Genomic DNA, 22,773 nt, shown 5'->3' with positions numbered 1-22,773 from the left:
CCAGCGCTCGGCGCCGCCGAGGAACCGGCCGATCGCGTGCGCCCGCCGCAGGTACAGGTGCGCGTCGTGCTCCCAGGTGCAGCCGATGCCGCCGAGCACCTGGATGCAGTCCTTGAGGTTGGCCTTGGCCGCCGTGATGCCGATGCTCGCGGCCAGCGCGGCCGCGATGGCGAACTGGTCCGGATCGGGCTCGGCCGCGGCGCGGGCGGCGTCGGCGGCGGCCACCTCGGTCTGCTCTGCGCGGCACAGCATCTCGGCGCACAGGTGCTTGACGGCCTGGAAGCTGCCGATCGGCTTGCCGAACTGCTCGCGGACCTTGGCGTAGTCGACGGCGGTGTCCAGCGCCCAGCGGGTCAGGCCGGCCGCTTCGGCGGCCAGCACGGTGGCCGCCAGTTCGTCGACGCGCCGACGCGACTCCGACACGACGGCGGCCGGCGCCGACGTCAGCACCACCCTGGCCAACGGGCGGGAGAAATCGGTCGCCTCCAGCCGCTCGACCTGCACGCCGTCGCTCTCGGTGTCGACGAGGAGCCACTCGTCGCCGGCCGGCAGCAGGAGGACGCCGCCGTCGGCGGCGCCCAGCACGAGCGGCAGGGTGCCGGAGGCGCGCTGGCCATCGAACTGGGCGTCACCCTCGAGCGCCAGCCCGGCGAAGCGTTCGCCGGCGGCCAGCGCCGCCAGCAGTTCGGGGTCGGTGACGACGAGCGTCGCCAGCGCGGTCGTCGCGACGGGGCCGGGAACCAGCGCCTTGGCCGCCTCCTCGACCATCGCGCACAAGTCCTCGACGCTGCCGTCGGCGCCGCCATGCTCCTCGGCGATCGCGACGCCGAAGATGCCCAGCTCGGCAAGGCGGGCGAAGACCGGGCGCCACGCGTCGGCGTCGCCCTGCTCGACCTCGCGGATCGCCGTCGTCCCGCCCGGCCCCGACGTCGAATTGCGGGCCCAGTCGCGCACCAGGGCGCGCGCGGCGAACTGCTCGTCTGTGACGGTCGCTACCACCCTCGGGACCTCCACGTCCGTTGACTCGACATGACTCGGGGCCTACGACCCCTAGCTCTCGATTCTCCTGCTCGGCTCGGGTCGCTGCGCAACCCGCCTCGTCGCAGACTAGAACGTGTTCTAATAGTGCCAGCGATCGACCGTCAAGTCGAACGTCATCACAGCAGCACACGCGGCTGTCCCGGCGGTACGGAGGTGGGAAATTCACACTCAGCATGCGTATCGTTTGCAAGCGAGCCGCCAGGAACAGGAGCAACCCGCGATATGCCAGCCAGTGCCAACTCGAGGGCCAACGCGAGCCGCGGTTCAGACTCGCAGCCGCGTGAGGTGATGAACGTGGCGGTACTGGCGGAGTCCGAACTCGGCTCGGAAGCACAGCGGGAGCGCCGCAAGCGGATCCTGGACGCCACCATGGCGATCGCGTCGAAGGGTGGCTACGAGGCGGTCCAGATGCGCGCCGTCGCTGACCGCGCCGACGTGGCGGTAGGCACGCTGTACCGGTATTTCCCGTCGAAGGTGCACCTGCTGGTGTCGGCCCTGGGCCGGGAGTTCAGCCGGATCGACGCCAAGACCGACCGGTCGTCGGTCGCCGGGGGAACGCCGTTTCAGCGGCTGAACTTCATGGTCGGCAAGCTCAACCGCGCGATGCAGCGCAATCCGCTGCTCACCGAGGCCATGACGCGCGCCTACGTGTTCGCCGACGCGTCGGCGGCCAGCGAGGTCGACCAGGTCGAGAAGCTGATCGACTCCATGTTCGCCCGCGCGATGGCCGACGGCGAACCGACCGAGGACCAGTACCACATCGCCCGGGTGATCTCCGACGTGTGGCTGTCCAACCTGCTCGCCTGGCTCACCCGGCGGGCCTCGGCCACCGACGTCAGCAAGCGGCTGGATCTGGCCGTGCGGTTGCTGATCGGGGATCAGGACTCTTAGCTAAGCCGGCGGACCGGCGGTGCGGCCGCGGATCAACTCCGTGTCCAGCACCTCGACGACCGGCAGGCCCGACCGCGGCGGACGCAACAGCAACTCCCCCGCCCGGCGGCCCTTCTGCAGGCTCGGCTGGGCCACCGTCGTCAACCCCCGGCCGATCGCATCGGGCACGCCGTCGAAACCGGTGACGGTCATCTGCCCGGGGACGTAAATGCCATGTGCGCGAAGGTAATCCATGGCCGAGAGCGCCAAGATGTCCGCCGTGCACATCAACGCGGTGATGCGGGGGTTGGCCTCCAGGGCCACCTTGGCGGCGGTTCCCCCGGACTCAGGCAGGTGCTCGTAGCTCTCCACCACGGTCAGCGCATCGGGGTCGACACCGGCGGCCGACATCGCCTCCCACACGCCGATGACGCGTTCGCGCTGCACGTCGAACGCCGGTGACCGCAACCGCTCAGCATCCACCAGACCCTGTCGGCGGTCCCGGCCCAGCCGCATGGTCAGCAGCCCGATCTCGCGGTGCCCCAGCCCCAGCACGTAGTCGGCCAACTCACGCATCGCCGCCCGATCGTCGATCCCCACCCGGGACACGCCGGAGAGCCCCTTCGGCTGGTCGACGACCACGACCGGCAATCGGCGCTGCAGGACGACCTGAAGGTACGGGTCCTCGTCGCACACCGAATACACGACGAAGCCGTCCACCCCGGCGCCGAGCACGGCGCCCGTCCCATCCTCCATGCTGCGGCCGGGCCCGACGGCCACCAGCAGCAGGCCCTGCCCCAGCTCTTCGCAGGACTGCGCGACTCCGGCGACGAAGTCCCGCGCCGCCGGATCGCTGAAGAAGTAAGTGAGCGGCTCGGCCATCACGAGGCCGACCGCGCCGGCCTTCCGGGTGCGCAGCGAGCGCGCCACCGGGTCGGGACCCGCGTACCCCAGCCGCTTGGCCGTCGCGAGCACGCGTTCGCGTAGGTCGGCCGAGAGTTGATCCGGCCGGTTGAAGGCGTTGGAGATCGTGGTGCGCGAAACCTTCAGTTCGTCCGCCAACGACGCCAGAGTCGCACGCCGGCGTGGTGCGGGACTCACAATCGGTGACGCTACAGCGAATCCGGATGCGCGCCTAAGCGGCTTCCACTCGCCGCTTTGTAATGGAAACGATTTTCATTAGTATTATGGGTCGGCCGACCGGCCGGCGAGAGGACATCGGACGCACGCATGGCGCTGACGCGGGGACGAATCGCGGTGGCCGGCGCGCTGCGCTGGCTGCCATCCGTGCTGATCCTGCTGGCCGCGGGCACGGGCTGCGGCGGCCCGGCACACCCGCGGGCGGCCGCCATCGTCGCCTCGACCGGCGTCTGGGGCAGCGTGGCTAGCGCCGTCACCGGCCGTCACCTCGCGGTGAAGTCCATCCTGACCGGGGGCGACACCGACCCGCACTCATATCAAGCCAGCCCCGCGGACGCCGCGGCCATCACCGACGCCACCCTGGTGGTGTACAACGGTGGCGGTTATGACCCCTGGGTGGACCAGGTGCTCGCCGGCCACCCCGGCGTGAAAGCGATCGGCGCCTATTCGTTCCACAGGGACTCGGCCGAGCAGCCGGCCAACGAGCACGTCTTCTACGACCTCGACGTCGCCAAATCGGTCGCCTTCGCGATCGCCGACCGTGTGGCCGCCATCGATCCCGCCAACGCCGCCGACTACCGGGCCAACGCCGCGGGCTTCTGCCGCGGCGCCGACGCGATCGCCATCTCCGAACACGCCATCGCCAGCGCCTACCCCGGCACGGGGGTCATCGCGACCGAACCCGTCGGCCACTACCTGCTGGAGGCGTCCGGTCTGGTCAACCGCACACCGGCCGCCTTCACCGCGGCCAACGAGAACGAGACGGACCCCTCGCCTGCCGACATGGCGTTCGTGCTCGACCTGATCGACCATCGTCAGGTGTCGGTGGTGCTGGTCAACCCGCAGACGTCGACCCCCGCGATCAACGGCGTGCGGGACGCCGCGCGGCGCGCGGGCGTGCCGGTGACCGAAGTGAGCGAGACCCTGCCCGACGGCACGGATTACCTGACGTGGCAGCGCAACACGGTCAACCAGCTGCTGGCCGCGCTCCAATCGCGCCGGTCAGTGCAACCGTGAGCCTCGACGCGGTCCGCGCGGTCGACAGCCGACCGGATACCGTCTCGCTGCGCGGTGCGCGGCTGGCGTTCGGCGACCGGGTGCTGTGGGACCACCTCGACCTGTCCGTGTCGCCCGGCGAATTCATCGCCGTCCTCGGCCCCAACGGCAGCGGCAAGACGTCGTTGCTGAAGGTGCTGCTGGGGCAGCTGCCGTTGTCCGCCGGTGTCGCGTTGGTGGACGGAGAGCCGATGCACTCCGGCAGCGGACGCGTCGGCTACGTGCCGCAACACCGACCGATGGACTCCGACGTGATGCTTCGGGGACGCGACCTGGTTCGGCTCGGCGTCGACGGGCATCGTTGGGGCGGCATGCCGCGCAGATCCGCCGACCGCGCCCGCCGCCGCGCAACCGTGGCCGAGGCGCTGCGACAGGTCAACGCCGAACACTTGGCGGACGTCCGGGTGGGCGTGATGTCCGGCGGCGAGCTGCAGCGGATCCGCGTCGCGCAGGCGCTGGTCAGCGACCCGATGCTGCTGCTGTGCGACGAGCCGCTGCTGGCCCTGGACCCGGCGAACGCCAAGCTGGTGTCCGCGCTGATCGACCGTCGCCGCCGGGATGCCGGGACCGCCGTCATCGTCGTCACCCACGACCTCAACGCGATCCTGCCGTACGTCGACCGACTGATTTATCTGGTCGACGGACGGTTCCGGATCGGCACCGTCGACGAGGTGATGACCACCGAGACGCTCTCGACGCTCTACCGAGCCGACATCGCGGTGGTCAAGGTCAAGGACCGCTACGTGGTGGTCGGTGAGACGACCGACTGGGCCCACGGTGAATAACCGGCTGACCGGCGTGCTGGCCCACCTGCTCGACTTCGACGTCACCGCCCACCTACTGCGCCACGACTTCGTCCAGCAGGCGCTGCTCGCCGCCGCGCTGCTTGGCCTGGTGGCCGGGCTGATCGGGCCGTTCATCGTGATGCGGCAGATGTCGTTCGCCGTGCACGGCTCGAGCGAACTGTCGTTGACGGGAGCGGCTTTCGCGCTGCTGGTCGGCGTCGAGGTGGGGCTGGGCGCCCTGGTCGGCAGCGCTTTGGCGGCCGCGCTGTTCGGCGTGCTGGGCCGGCGCGCCCGCGAACGCGACTCGGTCATCGGCGTGGTGCTGGCCTTCGGGCTGGGCCTGGCGGTGCTGTTCATCTACCTCTACCCGGGCCGGACCGCGACCAGCTTCGCGTTGCTCACCGGGCAGATCGTCGGCGTCGGCTACACCGGGCTGGGCATGCTGGCGCTGGTCTGCCTGCTCGTCCTTGCCGTCATCGCGACGTGCTACCGCCCGCTGTTGTTCGCCACCGTCGACCCCGACGTCGCGGCGGCCCGCGGCGTGCCGGTTCGGGCGCTGGGCATCGTGTTCGCCGCCCTGGTCGGCGTGGTGGCCGCGCAGGCCGTGCAGATCGTGGGTGCGCTGCTGGTGATGTCGTTGCTGATCACGCCGGCGGCGGCGGCCGCCCGGGTGGTGGCCTCGCCGGCGGCGGCGATGGTGGCCTCGGTCGTCTTCGCCGAGGTCTCCGCCGTGGGCGGCATCGTGCTGTCGCTGGCGCCCGGCGTACCGGTGTCCGTCTTCGTCGCGGGGATTTCCTTCCTGATCTACCTGGTCTGCTGGTCGCTGGGGCGTCGACAGGAGGTCGCCGCCTAAGCTGGTCGGCACAGACGGGCCCGCGTCCGAAAGGCTCTGGTGCGTAGGCAAATCGCGATCGTCCTGCAGGCGGCGTTGTGCGCCCTCACGGCCGGCTGCACCACCGTCGTCGGCGGAAGCGCCGCGCCCGCGGACACCCGCGGTCCGCTGTCGCAGGCCCCGGTGGCCGTCACCGCCCTGGACGGGCTGCTGCTCGACGACGGCAAAGTCAACGACATCCTGGGTGCGGGAATGCGGCTCCGGTATCGCACGCAGGACATGTGGGACTCCAGCCAGACGTTCAGCGAGAGGAGCTGCCTGGCCATGGCCGGGCCCGCCCAACAGGCCGTATACGCGGACACCGGCTGGACCGCGGTGCGCGGCGAACGACTCGACGACAGCTATGACGACCCCAATGTGCGCAACGACTCCGTCAACCAGGCCGTGATCTCCTACCCAACGGCCAGGCAGGCCAACGCGTTCTACGACGCATCGGTCCGGAGGTGGTCGGCCTGCGCCAACCGCCGATTCGTCGACCGTCCCCCGGGGCAGCCCGAGATCGCGTGGGCGGTGGCCGATTCCCACAAGGTGGGCGGCACGATGAGCACGTCGGAAGAGCAGGTCGGTAGCCCGGATGGCTGGCGGTGCCAGCGCGCGCTCACCGCGCGCAACAACATCGTCATCGACGTGGCCGCCTGCGGGTCCTTCCTGCCCGGGGCGGCCGCGGTCGACGTCGCCCAGCAGATCGCGGCCGCGGTCGTCACCCGGTAGCGACGGCAAAGGCGACCGCCTCTCCGGGTGGCGCCGGCGCCGCCCCATAAGCTGGACGGGTGGCCGGTATCGACCTCAACGCCGACCTGGGCGAAAGCTTCGGCGTCTGGCGCCTGGGTGACGACGACGCGATGCTGGGGATCGTCACCAGCGCCAACGTGGCGTGCGGGTTTCACGCCGGGGACCCCGCCGGCCTGCTGCGGGTCTGCCGCTCGGCCGCCGAGCGCGGCGTCCGCATCGGGGCGCAGGTGAGCTATCGCGACTTGGCCGGGTTCGGCAGGCGCTTCATCGACGTCGCCGCCGAGGACCTGATCGCCGACGTGGCGTATCAGATTGGCGCGCTGCAGGCGCTCGCCGGCGCGGCCGGCTCGGCCGTGTCCTACGTCAAACCCCATGGCGCGCTGTACAACACGATTGTGACCGACCGCGACCAGGCGGCCGCGGTCGCCGAGGCGGTGCGGATGGTGGACCCGGCGCTGCCGGTGCTGGGCATGGCGGGTTCGGCGTTCTTCGACGAGGCCGCGTTCCGCGGTCTGCGCACGGTGGCCGAGGCGTTCGCCGACCGCGCCTACCGGCCGGACGGCCAGTTGGTTTCCCGCCGCGAACCCGGCGCGGTGCTTGCAGACCCGTCGGCGATCGCCGACCGCGTGGTCGGCATGGTGACCTCCGGCCGGGTCACCGCCATCGACGGCACCCCGGTCACGATCACCGCGGAATCGGTTTGCGTGCACGGCGATTCGCCCGGCGCGGTGCAGATCGCGGAGGCCGTGCGCGACGGGCTGGAGGCCGCGGGCGTCGAGATCGGGGCGTTCAGCTGATGCGGCTCAAACTCGGTCGGCCCGACATCGCGCGGTATGCGGATCGGTTCGACGCGCCGCCCGCCAGAGCCGGGGCCCTATCGGCGACGTGGCTGGGCGTGGCGACGCTGCTGATCGACGACGGCTCGTCGGCCCTGCTGACCGACGGCTACTTCTCCCGGCCGAGCCTGGCCCGGGTGGCCGCCGGCAAGGTGGCGCCGTCGGCCGCCCGCGTGGACGCCTGCCTGGCGCGGGCCAACGTGTCAGCGCTGGAGGCGGTCATCCCGGTGCACACCCACATCGATCACGCGCTGGATTCCGCGCTCGTCGCCGACCGCACCGGCGCGCGACTGGTGGGCGGGCGGTCGGCGGCCAACGTCGGGCGTGGCTACGGGCTGCCCGAGGACCGTATCGTGATCGCCACCAGCGGTGAGCCAATGACGTTGGGCGCGTACGACGTGACCCTGGTGGAGTCCCATCATTGCCCGCCGGACCGCTTTCCCGGCACGATCGACACGCCGCTGACCCCGCCGGTCAAGGCGTCCGCCTACCGCTGCGGGGAGTCCTGGTCGACGTTGGTCCACCACCGGCCGACGGACCGGCGGTTGCTGATCCAGGGCAGCGCCGGATTCGTCAAGGGTGCGCTGGCCGGTCACCACGCCGATGCCGTCTACCTGTCGGTCGGGCAGTTGGGACTACAGCCCAGGTCGTACTTGACCGACTACTGGACCGAGACCGTGCGCGCGGTGGGGGCGCGCCGGGTGATCATGATTCACTGGGACGATTTCTTCCGGCCGCTGTCAAAACCGCTGCGGGCCTTGCCCTACGCGGGCGACGACCTGGACTCCTCCGTCCGCATCCTCGACGAGTTGGCCGCGGCGGATGGTGTCGGGCTGCACCTGCCCACCGTGTGGCGACGCGAAAACCCCTGGGCCTGAGGCGGGTTCAATACATTGACCTTGACCCTTGCGCTGGTGCTGCTGGCTGCCGTCCTGGCCTTCGCCGTCGTGCGCCCGCGGGGCCTGCCGGAGGCGGTCGCGGCGGTTCCCGCGGCCCTCATCCTGATCGCCGTCGGCGCGATATCGGTGCGTCAGGCGGCCGAGGAGGTGGCCGGGCTTTCCGGGGTGGTCGGGTTCCTGGGCGCTGTGCTGGTGCTCGCCAAGCTGTGCGACGACGAAGGCCTGTTCGAGGCGGCCGGTGCGGCGATCACGCGCGGGAGCGTCGGGTCGGGGAGGCTGCTGCGGCGGGTGTTCGTCATCGCCTCGTTGATCACCGCCGTGCTGAGCCTGGACACCGCGGTGGTCTTGCTGACCCCGGTGGTGCTGGCCGCCGTCCGTCGGCTGCGGACCCCGGTGCGCCCGTACGCCTACGCCACCGCGCACCTGGCCAACGGAGCCTCCCTGCTGCTGCCGGTGTCGAATCTGACCAATTTGTTGGCGTTTCACACCGCCCACCTTTCGTTCACCCGGTTCACGCTGTTGATGGCGTTGCCGTGGGTGGGTGTGGTGGTCACGCTCTACGCGGTATTCCGCTGGTTCTTCGCCGGCGACCTGCGCGTGCAGCCCCATCCGGAGCAACCCGGGCCGGCGCCCCGGCCGCCGGTGCTCGTGCTGGTGGTCGTGGGGCTGACGCTGGCCGGGTTCGCCGTGGCCCAGTCCGTCGACGTGGACCCGGCCTGGGTCGCCCTCGCGGGCGCGGCGGTGCTGGCGGTGCGCAGCCTGAGCCGCCGGCATACCTCGGTGGTCGACATCGCGCGGTCGGCCCACGTGTCGTTCCTGGTGTTCGTGCTCGCGCTGGGCGTGGTCGTGCGGGCGGTGATGGTCAACGGCATGGACAAGGCGATGTCGGCGGTGCTGCCGTCCGGTTCGACGCTGCCGGCATTGCTCGCCATCGCGGCGGTGGCCGCCGTGCTGGCCAACGTGGTCAACAACCTGCCCGCCACCCTGGTGCTGCTGCCACTGGTCGCGCCGAGCGGGCCGGTCGCCATCCTGGCCGTGCTGCTCGGGGTCAACATCGGACCGAACCTGACCTACGTCGGTTCGCTGTCGAACCTGTTGTGGCGGCGGGTGCTTCGCCAGCACGACGTCGACGCCGGCGTCGGCGAATACACCCGCCTCGGGGTGTGTACCGTGCCGGTGTCCCTGGTGCTCGCGGTGCTCGCACTGTGGGCGTCGGCGCGGGTGTTCGGCGCCTAGCCGATCGCCTCCCTGAACTCCACGCCCTGCTGCAGCGCCTGCGCGGCTTCGGCGATGTCCACAACGGGATAGATCTGGTAATCCAGGATCGTGGCGAATTGGCTTGTGGTCTCGACCAAGTCGGCCGGATTGTCGGATTCCACCACCGCGAATCCACCGCCGCCGTCGATGCGGCCGACGAACTGGTGATAGGTCGTGGTCTGCGGTTGAGACCACTTCGAGTACGCGGCCAGGCCCCGTCGCAGGCTTTCGTCGTTCTCGGCCGCGGTGCCGTTCAGGCGGTATGTCCACGCCACTACGTACTTCATTGCGCTCTCCTTTTCTCGTTGAGATCGCAACGGTATGACCGGTTTCCGCCAAGCGCACGAGTAGTCGCCTACTCGAATACCGTCAGTCGGACCCCGGTCCCGATCGGATGATCGACGCGAGTTCCTCGCGGGACTGGGCGCCAACCCGCTGACAGGCCCGGTAAACGTGGCCCTCCACGGTGCGCACCGACATCACCAACTTCTCGGCGATCTGACGGTTGGACAGGCCGGCCACGACCAGCTCGATGACGTCGCGCTGGCGACCCGAGAGTTTGAGACCCGCCGGAGTCCGCAACGCCGGCGTGCACAAACCGCCGCACTCCTCGGCAAGCTCGCCGGCCAATGCCGACGCATAAAGCCCGCGCTTGTGCTGCTGTCCTTCGACGAACGCGACGGAGGCCTGTGCCGCCGCGTCGGCGGCCGCGGCCCGGTCACCGATCGCCCGGTAGGCGGCCGAAACCGCGAGGAGGCCCTCACCGTTCCCTGCCCGCAGGGCCTCGGCGTGCGAAGCGATGGCATCGGCCAGCGGCAGCGCCAGCGTGTCGGCCAGCGCGCGGGCCCGTCCGGCGCCCGAGGCGTCACCCCACTGCGCCGCCGCCTGTATGCAGGCCAGTTCGTGGGTCGGCTGGCCGCGGTCGCGGGCGACTCGCGCGGCCGCCTGCGCCGTCGCCACGGCCTCGCCCAGGCGCCCGCCGGTCGCCAGCGCCCACCCGTCGGCCAGTGACAAGCCGGTATGCATGAAGAAGTAGTCGGCCGGCACGCACGATCGCGCCCCCGCGGCCGCATCGTTCGCCTCCGCGGCGTGCCCGAGCTTGCCGTGCGCCTCGGCGAGCGCGAAGTAGCTTGCCGGGCGCAAACCACTTGTGGTGGCGTGTATTTGGGCTCCGGCCAGCGCTTCGTGTACCAGCCGCACCGCGTCGGCCACCGCCCCGCGGGCCAGGTCGGCATTTCCGAGCAGCAGGGCCAGGTTCGCATAGGCCAGACCCGGGATGTCGCGCGCGGAGTCGGCCACCTCCTTTGCGAAGCCGACGAATTCGTCGATGCGGCCCGTCAGCCGGCATGCCCGGCCGTACACCGCGCCGAACCAGAACCGCATGTGCGACGCCTCGAACGACGTCGTCGCGCGGCGCAACGCCTGCCCGGCCACGATCGCCAGGCAGTCGACCTGCCCCAACGCGCCCATGGCCATGATCAACGCAAGCGACGCCATCATCGCGTGGAAGTCCGGCAGCTGTTCCGAATCCAATGCGGCCCTTGCCCTTTCGGCGGCGACCCCGCAGCGCGCGGCGACCGCATCCAGGCACGCCTGCACCGCCAACCGCTCGGCGACCTGTGCCGGCGTCTCCTCGGCCGCGGCCAGGTCGTCGAGAATCGCCGCGGCGTCCGCCGGCCTGCCGAGCATCCAGACCAGGTTGGCCGCGCGCAGGGTCGCCCAGTAGTGGCGATCCGGCGGATCGCTTTCGGTGATCGCGCGCAACGCGCCCTCGGCCTGCTCGCCGCGGCCGAGCAGGATCAGGTTCATCGCCCGCACGCCGGCCGCCCCCGGCGCCCCGGCCTGCGCCGCGGCGTTGGCGAGCCGGTCGGCCAACTCCAGGTCCAGCAGTGTCATCGCGTGCCGCGCCGATTCCAGATACAGCCCGGGTTGCGGGTCCAGATCCGACTCGAGGCTCAGCAACGCCCGGCGCACCGTGGCCTGCATGTCTGCGTCACCGTCGCGCGCCAGCCGGGTCGCCAAGCGGCCGCGGACCTTCGACAGATACATCTCGCCCGCGCCCGCGCGGCGAAGCTCACCGAACAGCGGGTGCGCGAGCCGGGCCATCAGCCCGCCGGCGGTGCGTTCGACGTTCACCAGGCCCATGGCTTCGGCCGCCACCAAATCCTCGCGGGACACCAAGTCGCACAACACGTCAACGGGCAGCGGCTCACATTGCGACAGCGTGTCGACCACCAGCGCCACCGGCGGGCTCAGGCGGCCAAGCTGGCGTCCCACCGTGTCGGACAAGCTGGCCGAGACCGCGACGTCGCCGTCCCACATCCACACCCCGGCCACCTGCCGCACCCGCCCGGCCGCCATCTGATCGCTCAGCAGCTGCCGAAGAAACAGCGTGTTCCCCCCGGTGAGCCGCCGGAACCGCTCCGCACAACGCGCATCCACCGGGCCGCCTAGCGTGCGCTCGATCACCTCGCGCGTCGCCGTGGCCGAAAGTGGCTCCAGATCCAGGCGATGGAGCAAACCGTCCTTCCACAGCGCCGTCACCGCATCGGGCTCTTCGCTGCCGGAGCGGACCGTGACCACCAGCCGGACCCCGCCGGACTGCGCCAGCTGGTGAATCACAAGCGCGGACAACCCATCCAGCAGGTGCGCGTCGTCGACTCCGACCACCACTCGGCCGCGGCGTTGCCGCGCGACAAACGACTCGATCACGCGCCGGACGCTGGTCAGCGGATCCGACATGCCTTCGCCCAGTAGGCCGATGAACGCCCCGAGTGGCAACGACTGGGCCGATTGGGTGCCGACGATCCACTGGATGCGTTCGCCCGATGCCCCGGCACGCCGCAGCGCTTCGCGGGCCAACCGAGTCTTGCCCAGCCCGGCGGCGCCCGCGATCAGCACCCCGGAGTGCTGGTCAGCCCCGCTCAGGGCGCGGCGAATGGTTGCCAACTCGCTGTCGCGCCCAATCAGCTGGTCGCCGCCGATCACGCGGCGACTATATCCGCGCGGCGGCACCGCGCGGGCCGGATTGCCACCGTTTCGCGTGCGCGTCGACCGGCCGGTGTCCGGCGGGCGATCCCAACTCGCGTACCCGACTACGCTATCGGCGCCCGCCGAGCGCTGTGAGCATGGCATTTGTCAGCCAGCGGTCAGAAAGGCGGAGTGCCATGTCCGACATCAAGACCAAGATCGGCAGTCACGCGGTGGTGTTGGGGGCGAGCATGGCCGGTTTGCTGGCCGCGCGATCGCTTGCCGACTTCTTCGACACGGTGACGGTCGTGGAGCGTGACCCGCTGCCCGACGCGCACGCCCCTCGCCGCGGGGTGCCGCAGGGCCGGCACCTGCACGCCCTGCTGGCCCGGGGAGCACAGGTGATCGAGGGGATGTTCCCCGGCGTCCTCGACGAGATGGTCAGCGACGGCGCGCGCCACTTCGACGGCCATGACCTCTCCGAGCTCTACTACGACATCGGCGGGCACCTGATGGCGCGGCGCGGCAGCGCCCCCGGGCTCACCGCCTACAGCGCGACGCGGCCCTTCCTCGAAGACCACGTCCGCACCCGGCTGCGCGAGATTCCCAACGTCACCCTGCTCGACGAGCACTTCATCCTCGGCCCGGTGTCGACCCCGGACCGTCGCCGCGTCACCGGAGTGCGGGTGGTCTGCGGGCGCACCGGCGAGCCCATCACGCTGCCCGCCGACTTGGTCGTCGATGCCACCGGGCGTGCCGCCCGCACCCCGACCTGGCTGGACCACCTGGGGTATGAGCGCCCGCGTGAGGATCGCGTCGACGTCCAGCTGACCTACGCGAGCCAAGCGCTGCGCATGAGGGCGGAGGCGCCGCGGGAGCTGGGCTTCCTCGTCGGCATCGTGCCGGGCAGGCCGAGGGGTTGCGGGCTGCTGCACTGCGAGGACGACACCTGGCTGCTCACCGTGATGGGGGTGGCCGGCCACGAGCCCACGGGGCTCGACCTCGCCGAGATGTGTGATTTCGTCGCGGACTGCGCGCCGGCGCACCTGCTCGCCGCGGTGCGGGCCGCCGAACCCATCGGGGATCCGGTGCGCCACCGGACGCCGTGCAGCCGATGGCGCCGCTACGACAAGCTGCGGCGCTTCCCCGAGGGTCTGCTGGTCATCGGCGACGCGATCTGCAGCTTCAACCCGGTCTACGGCCAGGGCATGACGGTCGCCGCGCTCGAGGCGTTGGCGCTGCGCGACTGCCTGTCCGCCGGCACCGACGATCTGGCCCGGCGCTTCTTCCGCGCCGCGGCGGCGCCGATCCGCCAGGCCTGGCAGCTGTCGACCAACCCCGACCTTGCCCTGCCCGAAATCAACGGCACCCCACCGCTGGTCGCGCGGGTGTTCAACAAGTACGTCGACCGGGTCCTGACGGCGGCCGAAACCGACACCGCGGCGCTGAATCAGTTCATCAGGGTGACCTCGCTGGTCGAACCCGCGACGCGGTTGTTGCGCCCGAACATGATCTGGCGCGCCGCCCGCGGGCGCCGGCCCGGCATCGATTCCCCGGTCGCGCCCGCCGGCGCCCTGGTGGACGCGGCGCCCTGACGCTAAGTCCGGTGGTAGGCGGGCGGCAGCGGCATCCCGAGTTCGGTCAGCACGCGGCGCAACAGCGTCGGGTAGTCGGTGATGAGCCCGTCGACCCCGTCGGCGATCAGTTCGCGCATGGTGGCCGCATCGTCGACCGTCCACGGGATCACCTGCAGCCCAAGCGCATGCGCGCGATCGACGTAGGACCCGCCGGTGACCAGCTGGTACCGGGGCGAGACGATGTCCGCGCCCACCAGCTTCGCCCCGACCATCGGGTCACCTATGGCGGCGGGGTTCTCACCCGCCGGCCACGGCGAACCGGGCGCCCAGGTCTCTTCGTTGTACAACGCCACCAACGGGATCGACGGCTCGGCCCGGCGAACCAACGGCAGGGTCCGCCAGTCGAAGCTCTGGATCTCCACCTGGCCGACCTTGCCGGCCGAGCGCACGGCGGCCAGTATCACGTCGACGAACTGTTGGGGCTCGGCCGAAGTCCCGGGGTGGTCGGCCGCCACCTTCGTCTCGATGTTGTAGCGAACCGCGGCGTGGTAGGAATCGGCAAGCGCAAACACCTCCGGTAGGACGGCTATCTTGTTGCCCCGCACCACCTCGGCGTCGGGAAACTCGGCCAGCCGGCGTCCGCAGTCCAGGGTGCGGATCTGGGACACAGTGAGCTCGTGCACCAACTTTCCGACGTAGGGGTACTGCGGATCACCGGCGAACGCGGGGCCGGTGTCGGCGCACTTCTCTGCGTCGATCGTCGGGTCGTGCCACACCAGCGGTTGCCCGTCTCGGGTGATGTTGATGTCGAGTTCGAGTGTGCTGACGCCCAATTCGAGCGATTTCGCGAAGGCCCGCAGCGACTCCTCGGTGGTCTCGCCTCGGCCGCCGCGGTGGGCCTGCAGGTCGAATCCGTCGACTTGGGCGGCCGCCGCGGGCGACGCGAGGAGACCGACCACGGCCAGGACCGCGCCGAGGCGCGCGGGCCAGCGGCGCACTGGAGTTAAACCCTGCGCTGCCGGGCGATCTCGGCGAGCACCACCCCGGCGGCCACCGAGGCGTTCAGCGATTCGGCGTGCCCGGCCATCGGGATGGACACGACTTCGTCGCAGTTCTGCCGCACCAGCCGCGACAGTCCCTTGCCCTCCGAGCCGACGACCACCACCAGCGGGTCGGCGCCGTCCAGGTCGTCGACCACGGTGTCGCCTTCGGCGTCCAGGCCGATAACCCGGATCCCGCGGTCGGCCCAATCCTTCAGCGTCCTGGTGAGATTGGTGGCCCTAGCCACCGGGATGCGGGCCGCGGCTCCCGCGCTGGTGCGCCAGGCGACCGCCGTCACCGACGCCGAACGCCGCTGCGGGATCAGCACGCCGTGTCCGCCGAACGCCGCGACCGAACGCACGATCGCGCCCAGGTTGCGCGGATCGGAGATGTTGTCCAACGCCACCAGCAGCGCGGGCGGGGAGTTGATCGCGGTCGCCAACAGGTCGTCCGGGTGGGCGTAGTTGTACGGCGGGACCTGCAGCGCGATGCCCTGATGCAGGTGGTTGCTCGTCATCCGGTCCAGGTCGGCGCGCGGCACCTCGAGGATCGAGATGCCCGAATCCGCTGCGCGGGCGACGGACTCGGTGACCCGCTCGTCCGCGTCGGTGCCCAGGGCCACGTAGAGCGCCGTCGCCGGGACGCCGGCGCGCAGGCACTCCAGCACCGGGTTGCGGCCGAGCACCGTTTCCGTCTCGTCGGTGGGCCGCTTGGTGGGACGCCGCGCCGGCGACTGGGCGCGCTTGGCGGCGGGATGGTTGGGTCGCAGGTGCGCCGGGGGTGTCGGACCGCGCCCCTCCAGCGCGCGCCGGCGCTGGCCGCCCGAGCCCACGGTGGGCCCCTTCTTGGTGCCCGCCTTGCGTATTGCGCCGCGCCGGCGCGAATTGCCGGCCATTTACGGGGTCTGACCTGCCTGCAGCGACCACTGCGGCCCGTCGGCGGTGTCGGTGACCTCGATGCCGGCGAGCTTCAGCCGGTCCCTAATCTCGTCGGCGAGCGCCCAATTGCGTTGCTCGCGGGCCTTTTCCCGATTCTCCAGTTCGGCCCGCACCAGCACCTCGACCGCGGCGAGCGCGGCCGACGTCTCGTCGCGGGTTTCCCAGCGCTCGTCGAGCGGGTCGCAGCCGAGGATCCCCATCATGGCGCGGATCGACCGGGCGTGTTGCAGGGCCCCGTCGTGGTCGCCGGAGTCGAGGGCCCGGTTGCCCTCGGCCCGGGCGTGGTGCACCTCGGCCAGTGCTGCCGGGACCGCCAAGTCGTCGTCGAGCGCCTCGGCGAACCGCGAAGTCCACTCGCCCGGCTCGACGCCGCCGACCCGAACGCGGACACGGTGCAGGAATTCCTCAACGCCCACATAGGCTTTCACCGCGTCCTGTAGGGCGGTGTCGGAGAATTCCAGCATCGAGCGGTAGTGCGCGCTGCCCAGGTAGTAGCGCAGCTCCGCCGGCCGGACGCGCTGCAGCAACGCCGGGATGGCCAGCACGTTGCCCAGCGACTTGCTCATCTTCTCGCCGCCCATGGTGACCCAGCCGTTGTGCAGCCAGTAGCGGGCGAATCCGTCGCCGGCGGCGCGGCTCTGCGCGATCTCGTTCTCGTGGTGCGGGAAAATCAAATCCATGCCGCCGCAATGGATGTCGAATTCGGGCCCCAGATAGGTGCGTGCCATCGCCGAGCATTCCAGGTGCCAGCCCGGACGCCCGCGGCCCCAGGGCGAGGGCCACGACGGCTCGCCGGGCTTCTCGCCCTTCCAGAGGGTGAAGTCACGCTGGTCACGCTTGCCGGTCGCCACGCCCTCGCCCTGATGGACGTCGTCGACCTTGTGCCCCGACAGTTGCCCGTACTCGGGATAGCTCAGCACGTCGAAGTAGACGTCCCCGCTCGCCGCGTAAGCGTGGCCGGTTTCGATCAGGCGGTCCATTAATTCGACCATCTGGGTGATGTGCCCGGTGGCGCGGGGTTCCGCGGACGGCGGCAGCACGTCCAGGGCGTCGTAGGCGGCGCTGAACGCGCGCTCGTAGGTGGCCGCCCACTCCCACCACGGCCGGTCCGCCGCCGCGGCCTTGGCCAGGATCTTGTCCTCGATGTCGGTGACGTTGCGGATGAACGCGACGTCACAGCCGCGCGCCATCAGCCAGCGGCGCAGGATGTCGAAGGCCACGCCGCTGCGGACATGGCCGATGTGCGGCAGGCCCTGGACGGTGGCGCCACACAGGTAGATGGAGACGTGGCCCTCGCGCAGCGGGACGAAATCACGCACGGCGCCGGCTGCCGTGTCGTGTAGCCGCAAGCGGGCGCGATCGGTCACGACGTGCCAGCTTACCGGGTGGTTCGCCGTCGCCCGGCGCTGCGCGCCCTAGCCGCCGGGGACGACCAACGCGGTGGCAATGGCGGCGCGGCCCTCACCGCGACCCGTCAGGCCCAGCCCGTCGGTCGTCGTCGCCGACACCGAGACCGGTGCCCCCAGCAGCTCCGAGAGCACGCGCTGCGCCTCGGCGCGCCGCGGACCGACTCTCGGCTGGTTGCCGACCAGCTGGACGGCGGCGTTTCCGACGCGGAAACCGTCTCGCGTCACCAACTCGGCGACGTGGCGCAGCATGTCGGCACCGCTGACGCCCTTCCACCGCGGCTGGTCGACTCCGAACACGGCGCCGATGTCGCCCAGACCGGCGGCCGACAACAGCGCGTCGCACAGCGCGTGCGCGCCCACGTCGCCGTCGGAGTGGCCGGCGCAGCCGTCGGCGTCGGGGAAGAGCAGGCCCACCAGCCAGCAGGGCCGGCCCGGCTCGATCGGGTGCACGTCGACGCCCAGCCCGACGCGCGGCACGCCGTTCACCGGCGCACGATCGCTTCGGCCAGCACCAGGTCGAGCGGAGTGGTGATCTTGAACGCCAGCGGGTCGCCGTCGACGACCTGGACCTGGCCCCCGACATGCTCGACGAGCGAAGCGTCGTCGGTGAACTCGGCCGTGCCGGCCCGTTGATACGCGCGCAGCAGCAGGTCGAGCGCGAAGCCCTGCGGGGTCTGCACGGCGCGCAGGCCGGCCCGCTCGGGCGTGCCCAGGACCACACCGTTGGCGTCCACGGCCTTGATGGTGTCATGCAGCGGCAGCGCGGGCACGACGGCGTCGTGCCCGGCCCGTAGGGCGTCCACCACGCGCAGGATCAGCGCGGGGGGTGTCAGGGCGCGGGCGGCGTCGTGCACCAGGACGAACTGGGGGTCACCGGCGACGGCCGCCAGCGCCAGGCTCACCGAGGTCGTGCGGTCGGCCCCGCCTGCGACGACCGTCGCCCGTTCGCCCAGGGATCGCTTGGCCTCGTCGACCATGGGCGCCGGGACGGCGACCACCACGTGGTCGACGACTTCGGAGGCCAGCAAACCGCCGACGGCGCGGTCCAGCAGGGTGCGCCCGTCAACCTCGCAAAATGCCTTCGGAATGCCGGCGCCGAGTCGTTCCCCCGACCCTGCGGCCGGAACCACTGCGACGACCGTGCCCGAGGAGTCGGTCCCCGTGACCACCGAAGCGTCAGGGCCTTCAGGAAGCGGCGGCCAGAACCTCGTCGAGGATGGTTTCCGCTTTGGCGTCGTCGGTGCTCTCGGCGAGGGCCAATTCACCGACCAGAATCTGGCGGGCCTTGGCCAGCATGCGCTTCTCACCGGCGGACAGGCCGCGTTCCTGGTCGCGACGCCACAGGTCGCGTACTACCTCGGCCACCTTGTTGACGTCACCGGAGGCCAGCTTCTCGAGGTTGGCCTTATACCGGCGCGACCAGTTGGTGGGCTCTTCGGTGTGGGGAGCGCGCAGAACCTGGAAGACCTTGTCGAGGCCTTCCTGGCCCACGACGTCGCGGACACCCACGTATTCGGCGTTCTCGGCAGGCACTCGAACTGTCAGGTCTCCCTGCGCCACCTTCAAGACGAGATATTCCTTTTGTTCCCCTTTGATGGTGCGGGTTTCAATCGCCTCGACTAACGCAGCACCGTGATGCGGGTAAACAACGGTGTCGCCGACCTTGAAGATCATCTGATTCGAGCCCCTTTCGTTACTTCAGTCTAACACGGCCGCCCAATCGCGCGCGGAGCAACGATGCAGGTCAGGGGCACAACACGCGCAGATTAGGGGTTGACAGGGGGAGCAGAACGTGCAGTGACGCACATTACCCCTGCCTTATTCCGGCCCTGAGAGCGGCCCCTGAGCGCCCCGACGGAGCACCGGATATGGCCTCCCTGGCTGGTCCCAAGCCCCGCGCTACCGCGCGCGAAACCTTCCTACTACTGTGCATAGTTGCATCCGTCGAACCGGCCCAGCAGGAGGCATTGAGTGAACCGCTTCGAGATCGGCCTCCCCCTCCGCGCGCCGGCGCTGACCATCCGGGCGTCGCTCGTCGGCCTCATCGCGGTGGTCGCGATGCTCCTCAGCGGCTGCGGGGCCGGCCAGGTCTCGCAGATGGCCGTGCAGGAGCCCGCGATCAACGGCAACAAGGTGACCATCAACAATGTGGCGCTGCGCGACATCCGCATGCAGGCGCCGCAGACGGGCGCCTTCGTGCAGCCCGGGCAGGCGGTGGACCTCCTGCTGGTGGCCATCAACCAGTCGCCGGACATGCCGGACAGGCTGGTGAGCATCACCAGCGACGTCGGCTCGGTGACCCTGAGCGGCGATGGTCGGCTGCCCCCGGGCGGCATGTTGTTGATCGGCACGCCGGAGGGCCAGAAGGTGGCGCCCGGCCCGATGGGCTCGAGCAACGCGGCCAAGGCGACCGTGATGCTGGCCAAGCCGATCAGCAACGGGTTGCTGTACAACTTCACGTTCAATTTCGAGAAGGCCGGTCAGGCCACGGTGCTGGTGCCGGTTTCGGCCGGGCTGGCACCCGCGCAGCCAAGCTAGGCGGCGGCGACCGCCTGTCATAGCCGGGATTTGTCGTACCGGCTCGATACCGTCATGGCGTGGCAAATCCGCGCTCCCAATATCGCTGCTCCGAATGCCAGCACGTCACGGCGAAGTGGGTGGGCCGCTGCATGGAGTGCGGCACCTGGGGAGCGGTGGACGAGGTGCCGGTGCTGAGTGCGGTCGGCGGCCGTCGCGCGGCCGTCGCGGCCGCTTCGGCCTCGCGGCCGGTCCCGATCACTTCCGTCGAGCCCAACGCCAGCCGGCACCGCTCGACCGGGATCGGCGAGCTCGATCGGGTGCTCGGGGGCGGCGTGGTGCCCGGTTCGGTCACGCTGCTGGCGGGTGATCCGGGCGTGGGCAAGTCGACGCTGCTGCTCAAGGTGGCCCACCGCTGGGCGCTTTCGGGCCGGCGTGCGCTGTACATCTCCGGTGAGGAGTCGGCCGGGCAGATCCGGCTGCGCGCCGACCGGACCGGCTGCGGCGCCGACGAGGTCTACCTGGCCGCCGAATCCGACGTGCACACGGTGCTGGACCACATCGCGACGGTGCAGCCCGCGCTGGTGATCGTCGACTCCGTGCAAACCATGTCCACCACCGAGGCCGACGGCGTCGCCGGTGGCGTCACTCAGGTGCGCGCCGTCACCGCCGCCCTGACCGCGGCCGCGAAGGCCAACGGCGTCGCGCTGATCCTGGTCGGCCACGTCACCAAGGACGGGGCCATCGCGGGACCGCGCTCGCTGGAACACCTTGTCGACGTGGTGCTGCATTTCGAGGGTGACCGCAACGGGTCGCTGCGGATGGTTCGGGGCGTCAAGAACCGATTCGGCGGGGCCGACGAGGTTGGCTGTTTCCTGTTGCACGACAACGGGATCGAGGACGTGTCGGATCCGTCGAACCTCTTCCTCGATCAGCGGCCCGCGCCGGTCGCCGGGACCGCGATCACTGTGACGCTGGACGGCAAGCGACCGCTCATCGGGGAGGTGCAGGCGCTGCTCGCGACGCCGGGGGGCGGCTCGCCGCGCCGCGCCGTCAGCGGGATCGACCACTCCCGGGCCGCGATGATCAGCGCCGTGCTGGAGAAGCACGGCAGGCTGGCCGTCGGTGTCAACGACATCTACCTGTCCACCGTGGGCGGCATGCGGTTGACCGATCCCTCCTCGGATCTGGCCGTCGCGATGGCGCTGGCGTCGGCCTACGCCGACCTGCCGCTGCCGACGACCGCGGTGATGATCGGCGAGGTGGGGCTGGCGGGCGACCTGCGACGGGTCGGCGGCATGGAACGGCGGCTGGGCGAGGCCGCGCGTCAGGGATTCAGCATCGCGCTCATCCCCGACGGCGACGACCCGCGGCGCGAGATCGTGCCGAATGGGATGCGGGCGCTGCGCGCACCGACCATCGCCGCGGCGCTGCAACACATGAAAGCCATCGCCCGGCCGCGCACTGGCTGGACGCAAAACGCCCCGGGGCCGCACAATGACACGCTGTGACTCGTCCGACACTGCGTGAGACCGTCGCCCGCCTTGCGCCGGGGACCGGGCTGCGCGACGGCCTGGAGCGCATCCTGCGCGGCCGCACCGGTGCGCTGATCGTCCTCGGCAACGACGAGAACGTCGAGGCCATCTGTGACGGCGGCTTCGCCCTCGACGTCCGGTACGCGCCGACCCGGCTGCGGGAGCTGGCGAAGATGGACGGCGCCGTGGTGCTGTCCACCGACGGCAGCCGCATCGTGCGGGCCAACGTGCAGCTGGTGCCGGATCCGTCGATACCTACCGACGAATCGGGAACGCGGCATCGCTCGGCGGAACGGGCGGCGATTCAGACCGGTTATCCGGTGATCTCGGTCAGCCATTCGATGAACATCGTGACCGTCTACGTGGGCGGTGAACGCCACGTGGTGGCCGATTCCGCGACCATCCTGTCCCGGGCCAACCAGGCGATCGCGACCCTGGAGCGGTACAAGACCAGGCTCGACGAGGTCAGCAGGCAGCTGTCGCTGGCCGAGATCGAGGACTTCGTCACGCTGCGCGACGTCATGACGGTGGTGCAGCGGCTCGAGCTGGTGCGGCGGATCGGCCTGGTGATCGACGACGACGTCGTCGAGCTGGGCACCGACGGGCGTCAGCTGCGGCTGCAGCTGGACGAGCTGCTGGGCGGCAACGACGTCGCGCGGGAATTGACCGTCCGCGATTACCACGCCAGCCCGGAGCCGCTGTCCAAGGCGCAGATGACGGCGACCCTGGACGAGCTGGACGCGCTCTCGGACACCGAGCTGCTCGAACTCACCGCGCTGGCAAAGGTTTTCGGCTACCCGACCACCGCCGAGGCGCAGGACTCGGCGGTCAGCCCCCGCGGCTACCGTGCGCTGGCCAGCATCCCGCGACTGCAGTTCGCCCACTCCGACCTACTGGTCCGATCGTTCGGGACGCTGCAGGGCCTGCTGGCTGCGAGCGCCGGCGACCTGCAATCGGTCGAGGGCATCGGCGCGATGTGGGCCCGCCACGTGCGCGAGGGACTGTCGCAGCTCGCGGAGTCGACTATCGCCGACCCGCTAAGTTAACCGGCGGGGACCGGGGCCGGTGGGGCCTCGGGCGGCGGCGCGGCCGCGGGCTGACCCGGCCCGGGCACCGGGCCCGGCGGCGGAGGCGGCTGGTTCATGATGAACGGCACCGGCTGCGAACGCAGGTTGCCCAGCTGCACGACGAGGTTGTAGGTGCCCGGCCCGATCGCCGGCCGCGGCAGCGGGCAGTGCGGAGCCGACCCCATCCCCGTCCAGGTCACCGCGGTCGTCA

General features: G+C 70.8%; 22 protein-coding genes and 1 pseudogene. 12 read left to right on the top strand and 11 right to left on the bottom strand.

Annotated features, from left to right (window positions below; all coding sequences use genetic code 11):
* The coding region (locus A9X05_RS08375; protein ID WP_197498970.1) for an acyl-CoA dehydrogenase family protein at positions 1 to 999 on the bottom strand (999 nt) is incomplete at its 3' end.
* 336 nt (positions 1,000 to 1,335) lie between these two features.
* Here A9X05_RS08375 and kstR point away from each other — a divergent pair.
* The gene (gene kstR, locus A9X05_RS08370) at positions 1,336 to 1,932 is read left to right on the top strand and encodes a cholesterol catabolism transcriptional regulator KstR (RefSeq protein WP_067279200.1); all 597 of its coding nucleotides are present in this window, start codon (positions 1,336 to 1,338) and stop codon (positions 1,930 to 1,932) included.
* Here kstR and A9X05_RS08365 read toward each other — a convergent pair whose 3' ends face one another.
* Positions 1,933 to 3,012 carry a LacI family DNA-binding transcriptional regulator gene (locus tag A9X05_RS08365; RefSeq protein ID WP_067747784.1) on the bottom strand — a complete coding sequence of 360 codons (1,080 nt, stop codon included), beginning with the start codon at positions 3,010 to 3,012 and terminating at the stop codon, positions 1,933 to 1,935.
* Positions 3,013 to 3,141: 129 nt separating this feature from the next.
* Here A9X05_RS08365 and A9X05_RS08360 point away from each other — a divergent pair, with 129 nt between their 5' ends.
* From A9X05_RS08360 to A9X05_RS08330, 7 genes are read left to right on the top strand one after another with little or no spacing between them, the layout of a single operon-like run.
* Positions 3,142 to 4,068: a metal ABC transporter solute-binding protein, Zn/Mn family gene (locus A9X05_RS08360; RefSeq protein ID WP_067780564.1), complete on the top strand. Its 927-nt coding sequence runs from the start codon at positions 3,142 to 3,144 to the stop codon at positions 4,066 to 4,068.
* Positions 4,065 to 4,892 (top strand): metal ABC transporter ATP-binding protein, encoded by an 828-nt coding sequence (locus tag A9X05_RS08355; RefSeq protein WP_067747789.1) that lies wholly within the window; start codon positions 4,065 to 4,067, stop codon positions 4,890 to 4,892. The genes A9X05_RS08360 and A9X05_RS08355 overlap by 4 nt, the downstream gene beginning before the upstream one ends.
* Positions 4,885 to 5,745: a metal ABC transporter permease gene (locus A9X05_RS08350; protein WP_067747792.1), complete on the top strand. Its 861-nt coding sequence runs from the start codon at positions 4,885 to 4,887 to the stop codon at positions 5,743 to 5,745. The genes A9X05_RS08355 and A9X05_RS08350 overlap by 8 nt, the downstream gene beginning before the upstream one ends.
* 36 nt (positions 5,746 to 5,781) lie before the next feature.
* Positions 5,782 to 6,495 carry a sensor domain-containing protein gene (locus A9X05_RS08345; RefSeq protein ID WP_067780561.1) on the top strand — a complete coding sequence of 238 codons (714 nt, stop codon included), beginning with the start codon at positions 5,782 to 5,784 and terminating at the stop codon, positions 6,493 to 6,495.
* A gap of 59 nt (positions 6,496 to 6,554) precedes the next feature.
* The gene (locus tag A9X05_RS08340; RefSeq protein WP_067780558.1) at positions 6,555 to 7,313 is read left to right on the top strand and encodes a LamB/YcsF family protein; all 759 of its coding nucleotides are present in this window, start codon (positions 6,555 to 6,557) and stop codon (positions 7,311 to 7,313) included.
* A complete protein-coding gene (locus A9X05_RS08335; protein ID WP_067780556.1) occupies positions 7,313 to 8,230 on the top strand; it encodes an MBL fold metallo-hydrolase in 918 nt (305 codons plus the stop codon). Before A9X05_RS08340 ends, A9X05_RS08335 begins: the two co-directional genes overlap by 1 nt.
* Before the next feature lie 15 nt (positions 8,231 to 8,245).
* Positions 8,246 to 9,487, top strand: a complete 1,242-nt coding sequence (locus tag A9X05_RS08330; RefSeq protein WP_067780554.1) for an SLC13 family permease — start codon at positions 8,246 to 8,248, stop codon at positions 9,485 to 9,487.
* Here the strand turns inward: A9X05_RS08330 and A9X05_RS08325 are convergent.
* Both A9X05_RS08325 and A9X05_RS08320 read right to left on the bottom strand, forming a co-directional pair.
* Positions 9,484 to 9,795: a DUF3303 domain-containing protein gene (locus A9X05_RS08325; protein WP_067279019.1), complete on the bottom strand. Its 312-nt coding sequence runs from the start codon at positions 9,793 to 9,795 to the stop codon at positions 9,484 to 9,486. The two genes, A9X05_RS08330 and A9X05_RS08325, sit on opposite strands and share 4 nt — an antisense overlap.
* Before the next feature lie 82 nt (positions 9,796 to 9,877).
* The gene (locus A9X05_RS08320) at positions 9,878 to 12,496 is read right to left on the bottom strand and encodes a LuxR C-terminal-related transcriptional regulator (RefSeq protein WP_067747802.1); all 2,619 of its coding nucleotides are present in this window, start codon (positions 12,494 to 12,496) and stop codon (positions 9,878 to 9,880) included.
* A 179-nt stretch (positions 12,497 to 12,675) separates the two neighbouring features.
* Between A9X05_RS08320 and A9X05_RS08315 the strand changes: the two genes are divergently transcribed.
* Positions 12,676 to 14,073, top strand: a complete 1,398-nt coding sequence (locus tag A9X05_RS08315; RefSeq protein WP_067747804.1) for an NAD(P)/FAD-dependent oxidoreductase — start codon at positions 12,676 to 12,678, stop codon at positions 14,071 to 14,073.
* Positions 14,074 to 14,075: 2 nt separating this feature from the next.
* Here the strand turns inward: A9X05_RS08315 and A9X05_RS08310 are convergent, their stop codons facing one another.
* The 6 genes from A9X05_RS08310 to carD are packed head-to-tail and all read right to left on the bottom strand — an operon-like array spanning position 14,076 to position 19,117.
* Positions 14,076 to 15,020, bottom strand: coding sequence for a glycerophosphodiester phosphodiesterase (locus tag A9X05_RS08310; RefSeq protein WP_067747847.1), 945 nt, complete (start codon positions 15,018 to 15,020; stop codon positions 14,076 to 14,078).
* Positions 15,021 to 15,058: 38 nt separating this feature from the next.
* Positions 15,059 to 15,991 carry a 23S rRNA (guanosine(2251)-2'-O)-methyltransferase RlmB gene (rlmB, locus tag A9X05_RS08305; RefSeq protein ID WP_067747807.1) on the bottom strand — a complete coding sequence of 311 codons (933 nt, stop codon included), beginning with the start codon at positions 15,989 to 15,991 and terminating at the stop codon, positions 15,059 to 15,061.
* Positions 15,992 to 17,401 (bottom strand): cysteine--tRNA ligase, encoded by a 1,410-nt coding sequence (gene cysS, locus A9X05_RS08300; RefSeq protein WP_067747809.1) that lies wholly within the window; start codon positions 17,399 to 17,401, stop codon positions 15,992 to 15,994.
* Between the two features lie 48 nt (positions 17,402 to 17,449).
* Entirely contained in the window at positions 17,450 to 17,929 is a 480-nt protein-coding gene (gene ispF, locus A9X05_RS08295) for a 2-C-methyl-D-erythritol 2,4-cyclodiphosphate synthase (protein WP_067747811.1), read from the bottom strand.
* On the bottom strand, positions 17,926 to 18,612 hold the full coding sequence (gene ispD, locus A9X05_RS08290; RefSeq protein ID WP_067747813.1) for a 2-C-methyl-D-erythritol 4-phosphate cytidylyltransferase: 687 nt from the start codon (positions 18,610 to 18,612) through the stop codon (positions 17,926 to 17,928). Before ispD ends, ispF begins: the two co-directional genes overlap by 4 nt.
* Before the next feature lie 16 nt (positions 18,613 to 18,628).
* Positions 18,629 to 19,117: an RNA polymerase-binding transcription factor CarD gene (gene carD / locus A9X05_RS08285; RefSeq protein ID WP_003419482.1), complete on the bottom strand. Its 489-nt coding sequence runs from the start codon at positions 19,115 to 19,117 to the stop codon at positions 18,629 to 18,631.
* Positions 19,118 to 19,414: 297 nt separating this feature from the next.
* Between carD and A9X05_RS08280 the strand changes: the two genes are divergently transcribed.
* From A9X05_RS08280 to disA, 3 genes are read left to right on the top strand one after another with little or no spacing between them, the layout of a single operon-like run.
* Positions 19,415 to 19,981 carry a hypothetical protein gene (locus A9X05_RS08280; protein WP_067747815.1) on the top strand — a complete coding sequence of 189 codons (567 nt, stop codon included), beginning with the start codon at positions 19,415 to 19,417 and terminating at the stop codon, positions 19,979 to 19,981.
* Positions 19,982 to 20,040: 59 nt separating this feature from the next.
* The gene (gene radA, locus A9X05_RS08275; RefSeq protein WP_067747817.1) at positions 20,041 to 21,471 is read left to right on the top strand and encodes a DNA repair protein RadA; all 1,431 of its coding nucleotides are present in this window, start codon (positions 20,041 to 20,043) and stop codon (positions 21,469 to 21,471) included.
* On the top strand, positions 21,468 to 22,541 hold the full coding sequence (gene disA, locus A9X05_RS08270) for a DNA integrity scanning diadenylate cyclase DisA (RefSeq protein ID WP_067780552.1): 1,074 nt from the start codon (positions 21,468 to 21,470) through the stop codon (positions 22,539 to 22,541). Before radA ends, disA begins: the two co-directional genes overlap by 4 nt.
* On the opposite strand, the pseudogene A9X05_RS08265 reads toward disA, so the two are convergent.
* Positions 22,538 to 22,773: pseudogene (locus A9X05_RS08265) on the bottom strand (hypothetical protein); the annotation flags it as partial. The gene disA and the pseudogene A9X05_RS08265 overlap by 4 nt on opposite strands.

It is taken from the genome of Mycobacterium sp. E3298, from assembly GCF_001666895.1.
Classification (GTDB): domain Bacteria; phylum Actinomycetota; class Actinomycetes; order Mycobacteriales; family Mycobacteriaceae; genus Mycobacterium.
The sequence above is the reverse complement of the archived record's forward strand: the minus strand, read 5'-3'. Positions and strand labels throughout refer to the sequence as shown.